Source organism: Streptomyces sp. E11-3, from assembly GCF_046540415.1.
GTDB lineage: Bacteria > Actinomycetota > Actinomycetes > Streptomycetales > Streptomycetaceae > Streptomyces.
In genome coordinates this window covers 2,167,957-2,179,782 of the sequence record NZ_JAZGRL010000001.1, presented here as the reverse complement: position 1 = coordinate 2,179,782, position 11,826 = coordinate 2,167,957, and the positions used below count along the sequence as shown (strand labels likewise).

Below are 11,826 nucleotides of genomic sequence, written 5' to 3'. Positions count from 1 at the left end.
CGGCGAGGGGCCCGGCCCGTGGACGCCCGCGGGCCGGGCCCCTCTCGCATCGCTGTGAGGCTCGTTACAGCGACGGGTACAGCGGGTGCTTCGCGGCCAGGGCGGAGACCCGGGCCTTCAGCGACTCGGTGTCGGCCGACTGCTTGAGCACCTCGGCGATGATGTCCGCGACCTCGCGGAAGTCATCGGCGCCGAAGCCGCGGGTGGCCAGCGCGGGCGTACCGATCCGCAGACCCGAGGTGACCATCGGCGGCCGCGGGTCGTTCGGGACCGCGTTGCGGTTGACCGTGATGCCGACCTCGTGGAGGCGGTCCTCGGCCTGCTGGCCGTCCAGCTCGCTCTCGCGCAGGTCGACCAGGACCAGGTGGACGTCCGTACCGCCGGTGAGCACGTTCACGCCCGCCGCCCTGGTGTCCTCCTGGACCAGGCGCTCGGCGATGATCCGCGCGCCCTCCAGGGTGCGCTGCTGGCGCTCCTTGAAGTCGTCGGACGCGGCGACCTTGAAGGAGACGGCCTTCGCCGCGATGACGTGTTCCAGCGGGCCACCCTGCTGACCGGGGAAGACCGCGGAGTTGATCTTCTTGGCGAGCTCCTGCGTGGACAGGATCACCCCGCCGCGCGGGCCGCCGAGCGTCTTGTGCGTGGTCGTGGTGACCACATGCGCGTGCGGTACGGGGGACGGGTGCAGCCCCGCGGCGACCAGGCCGGCGAAGTGGGCCATGTCCACCATCAGGTACGCGCCGACCTCGTCGGCGATCCGGCGGAAGGCGGCGAAGTCCAGCTGGCGCGGGTACGCCGACCAGCCGGCCACGATCAGCTTCGGTTTGGACTCCTTGGCGAGGCGCTCGACCTCGGCCATGTCGACCTGGCCGGTCTGCTCGTCCACGTGGTACGGGACCACGTTGTAGAGCTTGCCGGAGAAGTTGATCTTCATGCCGTGGGTCAGGTGCCCGCCGTGCGCGAGGTTCAGACCCATGATCGTGTCGCCGGGCTTCAGCAGCGCGAACATCGCGGCCGCGTTGGCCTGGGCGCCCGAGTGCGGCTGCACATTGGCGTGCTCGGCGCCGAACAGCGCCTTGATGCGGTCGATGGCGATCTGCTCGACCACGTCGACGTGCTCACAGCCGCCGTAGTAGCGGCGGCCGGGGTAGCCCTCGGCGTACTTGTTGGTCAGGACCGAGCCCTGGGCCTCCATGACCGCGACCGGAGCGAAGTTCTCCGAGGCGATCATCTCGAGGGTGGACTGCTGGCGGTCCAGCTCGGCGTCGACCGCGGCGGCGATGTCCGGGTCGAGCTCGTGCAGGGGCGTGTTGAGAACAGACATGGGCCTACGTCCTTGGATGCTCAGGAGCCGGAGAACTCGGTGTACTCGTCCGCGGAGAGCAGGTCCTTCGGCTCCTCCGTGACGCGCACCTTGAACAGCCAACCGCCCTCGAACGGGGCGGAGTTGACCAGTGCGGGGTCGTCCACGACATCCTGGTTGGCCTCGGTGACCTCACCGGTGACCGGCGAGTAGAGGTCGCTGACCGACTTGGTGGACTCCAGCTCACCGCAGGTCTCGCCCGCGGTGACGGTGTCCCCGACCTCGGGGAGCTGGACGAAGACGACGTCACCGAGCGCGTTGGCCGCGTGCTCCGTGATGCCGACCGTCGATACGCCGTCCTCGGCGACCGACAGCCACTCGTGCTCCTTGCTGTAGCGCAGCTGCTGGGGGTTGCTCATGGCCTGAATTCTCCTGTACGCGGGGGAGTGATGGTGAACGAGGTACTCAAGAGGTACCCAAGGTGAACGACGCGACGGACGTGGTCAGACGTGACGCGGTCGGACGGGACGTGCGATGCGTCACTTCTGGCGCTTGTAGAACGGCAGCGCGACGACCTCGTACGGCTCCGCCTTGCCACGGATGTCCACGCCGACCCCGGCCGTACCGGGCGCGGCGTGCGCGGCGTCCACGTACGCCATCGCGATCGGCTTGCCGAGCGTCGGGGACGGCGCACCGGAGGTGACCTCGCCGATCACCGTGCCGTCGGCGGCGACCACCGGGTATCCGGCGCGCGGCACCCGGCGGCCATCGGCGACCAGCCCGACCAGCTTGCGCGGCGGCGCGGTCTCGGCCTTGGCGGCGGCAGCGGTCAGCGCGTCATGGCCGACGAAGTCGTCTCCGTGCGAGGTCTTCTCGAACTTCACGACCCGGCCCAGGCCCGCGTCGAACGGCGTCAGGGCGGTGGTCAGCTCGTGCCCGTACAGCGGCATGCCCGCCTCCAGGCGCAGCGTGTCCCGGCAGGAAAGACCACAGGGGATCAGCCCGGCCGAAGACCCCGCCTCGGTCAGCGCCTGCCACAGCTTCTCGGCGTCGGCGGGCGCCACGAACAGCTCGAAGCCGTCCTCGCCGGTGTAGCCGGTGCGGGCGATCAGGGCCTGCACCCCGGCGACCGTGCCCGGCAGGCCCGCGTAGTACTTCAGGCCGTCCAGGTCGGCGTCGGTGACCGACTTCAGGATGCCGGGGGACTCCGGACCCTGTACGGCGATCAGCGCGTACGCGTCCCGGTCGTCCCGTACGGCGGCGTCGAAGCCCTCGGCACGGGCGGTGAGGGCGTCCAGGACGACCTGGGCGTTGCCCGCGTTCGCGACGACCATGTACTCGGTGTCGGCCAGGCGGTAGACGATCAGGTCGTCGACGATCCCGCCGTCCTCCTGGCAGATCATCGTGTAGCGGGCGCGGCCGGTGCCGACCGAGCCGATGTTCCCGACCAGGGCGTAGTTCAGCAGGTCGGCGGCCTGCGGCCCGGTGACCGTGATCTCGCCCATGTGCGAGAGGTCGAAGAGACCGGCCTTGGTGCGTACGGCGTTGTGCTCGTCGCGCTCACTGGCGTACCGCAGCGGCATGTCCCAGCCCGCGAAGTCGGTCATGGTCGCGCCCAGCGACCTGTGCAGGGCGTCGAGTGCGGTGAGACGGGGGGCGTTGCTCATCGTTAGGGCTCCCAGGGCATGACTGGCGAGGACGAAATCCTCCCCATCTGTCATCAAAACCTGAGAGGTTCGCCCCGGCCACACGGACGCGTGGACTGGGCTTGCACCTTGGGTGGAGCCGGACCAGGAACGGACCGACCCGCTTTTCAGAGTTGCCTCGTCCGCGCGGTACGGGGCCTGAGAGATTCAAGGGAGGGTCTTGCTCCTTCGGCGCCCCGGCCGGTCAAGGCCAGGAACTCTCCCGCGCGGATTCAAGCGGCCGGTATGCAGTTAGCGCGCACATCATTGCACGTCCCGCCCCGGCTCGTCCCGGCCCGGCGTAAGGTCTATGCGCGCCTAGGGTCTGTCCGCCGGACAGGCCCTAGGCGCGCAGACGGAGCAGTGGCGAGCAGGCAGGTTGCAGATGGACATTCCGGCGCAGGGCGCAGACGGAGCAGCGGGCGCGTACGGCCTTCCGTATGAGGGATGGCCGGGCAACGAGCTCGAAGAGGTACTCGCGGCGTCGGTCGGCGCCGAACCTTCACCCTCCGTGGCCGGCCGTATCGTCGAGGTGCTCGGCCGCAGCCGGCTCTGGGTGCCGCTGCCCAAGGGCGGCGGCCCGGACAGCCCCGACCTCGACCTGCCCATGGTGGAGCTCGGCGGCGCCGCCTACGTGCCGGTCTTCAGCTCGGAGCAGCAGTTCAAGCAGGTGGTCGGCGAGCACATGGCGTACACCGTGGCGCCCGCCGTCGAGTTCGCCCGCGGCCTGCCCCCGCGGCTCGGGATCGCCGTGAACCCGGACGGCGCCGTCGGTATCCCGGTGCCGCCCGCGGCGGTGGCCGAACTGTGCCGGGTCGGGCGCACCCCGCTGGACGGCCCCACCAGCGGCGGCCGGGTCCGCCTCTTCGAGCCGGACTGGCAGGTCGACCCGGTGGACTTCCTGTCCGTGGCGGCGGAGGAATTCGCGGCCACGGGCGTGGTGCGCACCGCGCGCCGGTGCCTGGCGAGCATCGAGGGCGCCGACCCGGTGATGTTCGTCGGCGTGGAGGTCTCGCAGTGGGACGGGCCCGCCCGTAACCTCCCCATGGACGCACTCGGCCGCGCACTGGGCCGGGTCCCGGTGGCCTGGCCGGTGAACCTGGTACTGCTCGACGTGGCCCAGGACCCCGTCGGCGACTGGATGCTCGACAAGGTGCGGCCCTTCTACAACCGGGAGCACTGAGCCGCTGTCGGTGCGGCCGCATAAGCTGGTTTCATAACCCGGGTCACCCCGGGACGGGGAGAAGCGGCAATGGTGTACGGGACTGTGGCAAAAGGGGGCCGGTCGACGGTGAGCGCGTCGGGCGCGGCTGCGGCCGGGCAGATCGAGCACATGCTGCGCCAGGTGACACCCGGGCGCTACGACGCGTACGAGGCGCTGCTGCGGGCGCTCGCCGACCCCGCGTCCGGGCAGGTCTGGATGCTGCTCTGGCACGGCCAGGCCGGATCGCCCGACGCCCAGTACGGAAACATGGAGGTCGACGGCGTCGGATACGCCCCCTGTGTCACCTCCGCACAGGAGCTCGCCGCCTCCGGCTGGAACCGCGCGCACGAGGTCATCAGCGGCCTCGACGCCGCCCGCGCCCTCTACCCGGACCACTTCGGCCTCTGGCTCAATCCGCACGCCCCGGGCGGCGGCGTCGGCATCCCCTGGCCCGATCTGCGCCGTATCGCGGCCGGCCTGGACCGGCAGCCCGCGGGCCCGCTGCGGCTGTCCGAGCCGACCATCGACCTGCCGCAGTTCTACGCCCAGCTCAGCCAGCACGCCCACCGCACCCCCGCGGTCCGTTCACTGCGCCGCGCCTGGGTACAGCCCGCGCTCGGCCAGCCGTATCTGGCCATCGGGCTCGATGTATACGACACCACCCCCGCGTCGGTGGACTCGGTGCGCGCGATGATGCAGAAGTCGATCGTGGCGGTCCCGGACGGGCTGCCGGTGTCGACCGTCGCGATGTCGGACACGTACGACCCGGTGGTGATGTGGCTGCGGGCGAGCACCCGCCCGTTCTACGACCGCGAGGCGCACGCTCCGGCGCCGGCTCCCGCGGGGTACGGCTATCCGCCCGCGGCGCCCAGTACTTACTGAACCCTCATCGCACCGCGCGTGGCTTATGGGCGCCATGTCCCTTGCGCGTCCGGTTTGTTGGTCTCCTGGGTCTCAGATGGATATCACCGCTATGCGGACCGTTCACCATCGTGAGCGGTGACTGTATGGTGCGGCGAAGTTGACTATCTCTCGGCTCAGCCGATCACTGGGGAAACCATGCGAATACTCAGAACAGGTGCCGCGCGTGCGGTCACGGTGGCCCTCGCGGTCGCTGTGGTCGCCACTGGATGCTCCAGTGAGCGTGACAAGGACGGCGGCGAGGGCAAGAAGGGCGGCGACACCTTCGTCTTCGGAGCGGCCGGTGACCCGAGCTCGCTCGACCCGGCGCTGTCGTCCGACGGCGAGACGTTCCGCGTCACCCGCCAGGCCTTCGAGGCCCTCATCGAACACGAGCCGGGCGGCACGGAGTTGGTCGGCGGTCTCGCCGAGAAGTGGTCGTCCAACGACGCGGCGACCGAGTGGACGTTCAACCTCCGCAAGGGCGTGAAGTTCCACGACGGTGAGAAGCTCACCGCCGAAGCGGTCTGCAAGAACTACGACTTCTGGTTCAACAAGACCGGCTCGGACCAGAACGCCGACCTCGCGTACTACTGGCGGGCCATCATGGGTGGCTTCGCCAAGAACGAGGACAAGGACACCCCGGAAGCGAACTACGACGGCTGCACCGCCAAGGACGACCTCACGGCCGTCATCAAGGTGAAGGAAGCCACCGCGAACCTGCCCGGCGGCTTCTCGCTGCAGGCGCTGGCCATCCACTCCCCGAAGTCGGTCGAGGCGTACGAGAAGCAGGGCGCCACCGGCGAGGGCGACGCGATCAAGCGTCCCGAGTACAGCCAGAAGGCCGGCGTCGTCGCGGGTACCGGACCCTTCAAGATCTCGACCTGGAACAAGGGCAACAAGGAAATCACCCTTGAGCGCTTCGACGACTACTGGGGCGACAAGGCCGGTGTCGAGAAGCTGGTCTTCCGCACCATCGACACCGAAGAGGGCCGCCGCCAGGCGCTCCAGGCCGGCGACATCCACGGCTACGACCTGGTCGCGCCCGCCGATGTCGAGACGCTGAGCAAGGGCGGCTTCCAGACGCCCGTCCGTGACGTCTTCAACATCTTCTACATGGGCTTCACCCAGGACAGCAAGGGTGCCGGGCCGCTGAAGAAGAAGGAGGTCCGGCAGGCGATCGCGCACGCGATCGACCGGAAGAACATCGTCGACACCCAGCTGCCCGAGGGCGGTGTGGTGGCCACCCAGTTCATGCCGGACACCGTGGCCGGGTACTCGGACAAGGTCACCACGTACGACTACGACGTGAAGAAGGCCAAGCAGCTGCTCGCCGACGCCGGTGAGAAGAACCCGACGATCGAGTTCTGCTACCCGACCGAGGTCACCCGCCCGTACATGCCTGCCCCGGCCGACATGTACGAGCTGATGAAGGCCGACCTGGAGAAGGCCGGCATCAAGGTCAAGCCGCGTGCCATGAAGTGGAACCCGGACTACGTCAACGCCGTCACCACGGGTGAGTGCCCGATGTACCTGTTCGGCTGGACCGGTGACTTCAACGACGGCTACAACTTCATCGGCACCTGGTTCGACAGCTTCGACCCGCAGTGGGGCTTCAAGAACGACAAGGTCTTCGGCGCCCTGAAGAAGGCCTCCGCGGAGCCCGACGCCACCAAGCGCACCGAGCTCTACAAGGCGGCCAACGAGATCGTCATGGACTACATCCCGGGCGTCCCGATCTCCTCGTCCCCGCCCACCATCGCGTTCGCCAAGAACGTGAACCCGCCGAAGACCTCGCCGCTCACGCAGGAGAACTTCGGCGAGATCACCTTCAAGTAGTAAGAACCACACGTACCACCCGACCAGCGCGCGTCCGTCCGGCCCCGGCCATCCCGGCGGCCGGGCGGACGCGCTGCTTAGAGTGAGAAAGGGGCATGCGGGGTGCTGCGACTCGTCGTACGAAGACTGCTACAGCTGATACCCACCCTGCTGGGCCTGTCGGTCCTGCTGTTCGTCTGGCTGAACCGGCTTCCCGGAGGGCCGGCGGCGGCCCTGCTGGGGGAGCGGGCGTCGGCGGAGGACGTACGGCAGATCGAAGCCGCGCTGGGGCTCGATCAGCCCTGGTACGTCCAGTACGGCCGCTTCCTGAAGCGGTTGGTCCAACTCGATCTGGGCACCTCGACCCAGACCGGCCAGCCGGTGTGGGACGAGTTCGTCCTGCGCTTCCCGGCGACCGTCGAACTCGGCATCACCGCCATCCTGCTCGCCGTGGCCGTGGGTGTGCCGCTCGGCTACTTCGCCGCCCGGCGGCGCGGCGGCTGGCTCGACGTGGCCGCGGTCTCCGGATCGCTGCTCGGCATCTGCATCCCGGTCTTCTTCCTGGCCTTCCTGCTGCGCGCCGTCTTCGCCGTCGAACTGGGCTGGTTCCCCAGCTTCGGCCGCCAGTCCACCGGTATCAACGCCACCGAGGTGACCGGCTTCTTCGTCCTTGACGGCGTCCTCACCGGGGAGTTCGACGCGTCCTGGGACGCGATCACCCACCTGGTGCTGCCCGCCGTGGCCCTGGCCTCGATCCCGCTCGCCGTGATCGTCCGGATGACCCGCGCCAGCGTCCTGGAGGTGCTCGGCGAGGACTACGTCCGCACCGCCGAGTCCAAGGGCCTGCACCAGCGCGTCGTACGCGGCCGCCATGTGCTGCGCAACGCGCTGCTGCCCGTGGTCACCGCGGTCGGCCTGCTCACCGGAGCCCTGCTGTCGGGCGCGGTGCTCACCGAGTCGGTGTTCGCCTTCGGCGGTATCGGCTCGTTCCTCAAGCGTGCCATCGACGGTCGTGACTACCCCGTGCTGGTGGGCTTCATCCTGTTCATCGCGCTGGTCTTCGTCATCATCAACCTGCTCGTCGACCTGGCCTACAGCCTCATCGATCCGAGAGTGCGGGTGCATTGATGAGCACCAAGACCGACAAGATAGACCGGCTCGCCGAACTCACCGCCCAGAACGAGACCAGCACGGGCAACAGCCTCTGGGTCGAGGCGATGCGGCGGCTCAAGGCCAGCAAGATGGCCCTCATCGGCGCCGTGATCATCGGCATGTTCGTGATCCTCGCCGTCGTCGGCCCCTGGGTCGCCCCGCATGACCCCACCGCCCAGCTCTGGCGCGGTGAAGTCCGTACCAACCAGGGCATTTTCGTCGGCATGCGCGCCGAGAACTGGTTCGGCCTGGACCACCTGGCCCGCGACGAGTTCTCCCGGATTCTGGTCGGCGCCCGGCAGACGCTCCTGGTCGGTGTCGTCTCCACCGTGATCGGCCTGACCATCGGCGTCCTGATCGGCACCGTGTCCGGCGCCGCCGCCACACTCGGCGGCAAGGCCGGCGGCCGTATCGACTCCGTCATCATGCGCTTCATCGACATGATGCTGGCGCTGCCCTCGCTGCTGCTCGCGGTCAGCATCGCGGCGGTGCTCGGGCAGAGCCTCACCACCGTCATGATCGCCGTCGGTGTGGTGCAGATCCCGATCTTCGCCCGGCTGCTGCGCGGTTCGATGCTCGCCCAGGGCGGCTCCGACTACGTACTCGCCACCAGAGCGCTCGGGGTGCGCAGACGGCGTATCGTCCTCGCGCACATCGTGCCCAACTCGCTGAGCCCGGTGATCGTCCAGGTGACCCTGAGCCTGGCCACCGCCATCATCGAGGCCGCGGCACTGTCCTACCTGGGTCTCGGCAACCCGGACGCCGCCATCCCGGAGTGGGGTGTGATGCTCGCCCAGTCGCAGAAGTACTTCGACCAGGCGCCGATGCTCGCGGTCTACCCGGCGCTGGGCATCATCATCACGGCCCTGGGCTTCACCCTGCTCGGCGAGGCCATGCGCGAGGCGCTCGACCCGAAACTGCGGAGCTGATGACATGGCGTTGCTTTCTGTGGACGAACTGTCCATCACGTTCACCGGGCGTGGCCGTAGGGACGTCAAGGCCGTGTCCGGGGTGTCCTTCGACGTCGACCAGGGCCAAGTGGTGGGCCTGGTCGGCGAGTCGGGCTGCGGCAAGAGCGTCACCTCGCTCGCGCTGATGGGTCTGCTGCCCGACCGCGGAGTACGGCTCGGGGGCCGGGCCGACTTCGACGGCAAGGATCTGCTCACCCTGAGCCAGAACCAGATGCGCGACCTGCGGGGCTCGCAGATCGCCATGATCTTCCAGGACCCGCTGTCCTCGCTGAACCCGGTCGTCCCGATCGGCGTCCAGGTGACCGAGATCCTCTCCCGGCACCGGGGGCTCAAGGGCGACGCGGCCCGCAAGGAAGCCGCGAACCTGCTGGACCGCGTCGGCATCCCCGACCCGACCAGGCGGCTCAAGGAGTATCCGCACCAGCTCTCCGGCGGTATGCGCCAGCGTGCGCTGATCGCGATGGCCGTCGCCTGCGCGCCGCGCCTGCTGATCGCCGACGAGCCGACCACCGCACTCGACGTGACGATCCAGGCGCAGATCCTGGAGCTCCTCAAGGAACTCGTCGACGAGGAGGGCACCGCACTGCTGATGATCACCCACGACCTCGGGGTGGTCGCCGGACTGTGCGACCAGGTCAACGTCCTGTACGCGGGCAAGGTGGTGGAGTCGGCCGGACGGCACGCGCTGTTCGAGTCGCCCACGCACCCGTACGCGCACGGGCTGCTCGGCTCGATCCCGCGCCTGGACGCGCCACGCGGTGAGCCGCTCAAGCCGATCCGGGGCTCCATCAACGACCGGATCGACTGGGCCGACGGCTGCGCCTTCGCGCCCCGCTGCGACTACTACACGCTGGACTGCCTCAGCGGAGCCGTCGAGCTGACCGAACCACGGGTGCCCGCCCACCATGTGCGGTGCGTCAACCCCGTACTGCCCAAGGGCGCCGCGGCCGCCGAGTCCGTGCCTACCGTGTCCACCGTAGACGTAGAGAAGACGGAGGCCCCCTCATGAGTCTGCTCGAACTCAACGGCGTGAAGGTCCACTTCCCGGTCAAGAAGGGCGTCTTCTTCGACCGTACGGTCGGCCATGTGTACGCGGTCGACGGCGTCTCGCTCTCGGTCGAGGCGGGCCAGACGTACGGCCTGGTCGGCGAGTCCGGCTGCGGCAAGACGACGCTGGGCCGGTCCATCCTGCGGCTGGTCGACATCACCGACGGTGAGGTCGTCTTCGACGGGACCGACCTGGCCAAGCTCCCGGCGGAGGAGATGCGCAAGCACCGGCGGCGGCTGCAGATGGTGTTCCAGGACCCGCTGGGCAGCCTGGACCCGCGGCAGAACATCGAGTCGACGCTCTCCGAGGGCATGGAGGCCCATGGCATCGGCGCCGACAAGGAGGAGCGGCGGGAGCGCATCCTGCGCATCCTCGACAAGGTCGGCCTGCCCGAGAACGCCCTGTCGCGCTACCCGCACGAGTTCTCCGGCGGTCAGCGTCAGCGCATCGGCATCGCCCGGGCGCTGGCCCTGGAGCCCGACGTGATCATCTGCGACGAGCCGGTCTCCGCGCTCGACGTGTCCATCCAGGCGCAGGTGGTCAACCTCCTGGAGGAGCTCCAGAACGAGCTGGGCCTGACCTATGTGGTCATCGCCCACGACCTCGCCGTGGTGCGGCACATCTCCGATGTCATCGGGGTGATGTACCTGGGTTCGCTGGTGGAGGAGGCGCCCAGCGACGCGCTGTACGCGGAGCCGAAGCACCCGTACACCAAGGCCCTGATGTCGGCCGTGCCGATCCCGGACCCGGTGGTCGAGGAGAACCGGGAGCGGATTCTGCTCGAGGGCGACCTGCCGTCGCCGTCCAACCCGCCCGCCGGCTGCCGCTTCCACACGCGGTGCCCGTGGAAGCAGGACACGCTGTGCGACACCGAGCGCCCGGCGCTCACCGACCTCGGCGACGGACACAAGGTGGCCTGCCACTACGCCGCCGAGATCGCGGCCGGGACCGTGGTGCGGGCCGGTGAGGCGGCCGTCGAGGACGACGCCGAGGAAGGCAAGGAACCGGCTGGCGTGGTCGCTCCCTGAGCCTCCCGCTTCAGCCGGGACCGGGAGGTCCTGGAACACCCGGCACAATTGCCGGGTGTTCCAGGACCTCACCGACCTCTTCTCGCCCTCCGTCCAGCACGGACTCGACCTCGCCGGGATCTTCGTCTTCGCGATCTCCGGCGCACTGCTCGCCGTACGCAAGAACTACGACGTCTTCGGCATCGCGGTGCTGGCCGAGGTCACCGCGCTGGGCGGGGGGCTCTTCCGTGACGTGGTCATCGGGGCGGTGCCGCCGGCCGCGTTCACGGAGCTCGGCTACTTCGTGACCCCACTCCTCGCAGCCACCCTGGTGATCTTCCTGCACCCCGAGGTGGAGCGGATCAACGGCGCCGTGAACGTCTTCGACGCGGCCGGGCTCGGCCTCTTCTGCGTCACCGGCACGGTCAAGGCGTACGAGTACGGGCTCGGCCTGACCGCGTCCGCCCTGCTCGGCCTGGCCACGGCCGTGGGCGGCGGTGTGCTGCGCGACGTACTCGCCAACGACTCTCCGTCGCTGCTGCGCTGGGACCGTGACCTGTACGCGGTACCGGCGATCGTCGGGGCGGTGATCGTGGCTCTCTGCATCCGCTATGACGTGCTGAACGCGGCCACCAACGCGCTGGCCGCGGTGACCGCGTTTGTGCTCCGGCTGCTCGCGATCCGCTACCACTGGAGGGCGCCGCGCGCCTGGAACCGCAGGTCGGCGGGGGTGGAGGG

The 11,826-nt window shown here is 69.2% G+C and carries 11 protein-coding genes and 1 riboswitch; of the genes, 8 read left to right on the top strand and 3 right to left on the bottom strand.

Annotated features, from left to right (window positions below):
* Window positions 1-64: 64 nt before the first annotated feature.
* The 3 genes from glyA to gcvT form a co-directional block, all read right to left on the bottom strand.
* Entirely contained in the window at window positions 65-1,324 is a 1,260-nt protein-coding gene (glyA, locus tag U9R90_RS09745) for a serine hydroxymethyltransferase (protein ID WP_411055994.1), read from the bottom strand.
* A 20-nt stretch (window positions 1,325-1,344) separates the two neighbouring features.
* Window positions 1,345-1,722 (bottom strand): glycine cleavage system protein GcvH, encoded by a 378-nt coding sequence (gene gcvH, locus U9R90_RS09740; protein WP_411055993.1) that lies wholly within the window; start codon window positions 1,720-1,722, stop codon window positions 1,345-1,347.
* Between the two features lie 120 nt (window positions 1,723-1,842).
* On the bottom strand, window positions 1,843-2,970 hold the full coding sequence (gene gcvT, locus U9R90_RS09735) for a glycine cleavage system aminomethyltransferase GcvT (RefSeq protein WP_411055992.1): 1,128 nt from the start codon (window positions 2,968-2,970) through the stop codon (window positions 1,843-1,845).
* Window positions 2,971-3,126: 156 nt separating this feature from the next.
* Window positions 3,127-3,224, bottom strand: a riboswitch (glycine riboswitch).
* A 149-nt stretch (window positions 3,225-3,373) separates the two neighbouring features.
* On the opposite strand from gcvT, the gene U9R90_RS09730 reads away from it, so the two are divergent.
* The 8 genes from U9R90_RS09730 to U9R90_RS09695 all read left to right on the top strand — a co-directional run.
* Window positions 3,374-4,171 (top strand): enhanced serine sensitivity protein SseB, encoded by a 798-nt coding sequence (locus U9R90_RS09730; RefSeq protein ID WP_411055991.1) that lies wholly within the window; start codon window positions 3,374-3,376, stop codon window positions 4,169-4,171.
* Window positions 4,172-4,279: 108 nt separating this feature from the next.
* A complete protein-coding gene (locus U9R90_RS09725) occupies window positions 4,280-5,074 on the top strand; it encodes an enhanced serine sensitivity protein SseB C-terminal domain-containing protein (RefSeq protein WP_411055990.1) in 795 nt (264 codons plus the stop codon).
* Between the two features lie 177 nt (window positions 5,075-5,251).
* The gene (locus U9R90_RS09720; protein ID WP_411055989.1) at window positions 5,252-6,931 is read left to right on the top strand and encodes an ABC transporter substrate-binding protein; all 1,680 of its coding nucleotides are present in this window, start codon (window positions 5,252-5,254) and stop codon (window positions 6,929-6,931) included.
* A gap of 102 nt (window positions 6,932-7,033) precedes the next feature.
* A complete protein-coding gene (locus U9R90_RS09715; protein ID WP_411055988.1) occupies window positions 7,034-8,038 on the top strand; it encodes an ABC transporter permease in 1,005 nt (334 codons plus the stop codon).
* Entirely contained in the window at window positions 8,038-8,991 is a 954-nt protein-coding gene (locus tag U9R90_RS09710) for an ABC transporter permease (RefSeq protein WP_411055987.1), read from the top strand. The genes U9R90_RS09715 and U9R90_RS09710 overlap by 1 nt, the downstream gene beginning before the upstream one ends.
* A gap of 4 nt (window positions 8,992-8,995) precedes the next feature.
* The gene (locus U9R90_RS09705; RefSeq protein ID WP_411055986.1) at window positions 8,996-10,042 is read left to right on the top strand and encodes an ABC transporter ATP-binding protein; all 1,047 of its coding nucleotides are present in this window, start codon (window positions 8,996-8,998) and stop codon (window positions 10,040-10,042) included.
* Complete coding sequence (locus U9R90_RS09700) at window positions 10,039-11,109, top strand: ABC transporter ATP-binding protein (RefSeq protein WP_411055985.1); 1,071 nt, start codon at window positions 10,039-10,041, stop codon at window positions 11,107-11,109. The genes U9R90_RS09705 and U9R90_RS09700 overlap by 4 nt, the downstream gene beginning before the upstream one ends.
* 55 nt (window positions 11,110-11,164) lie before the next feature.
* Window positions 11,165-11,826, top strand: a 662-nt coding sequence (locus U9R90_RS09695; RefSeq protein WP_411055984.1) for a trimeric intracellular cation channel family protein, incomplete at its 3' end; no start/stop codon positions are given.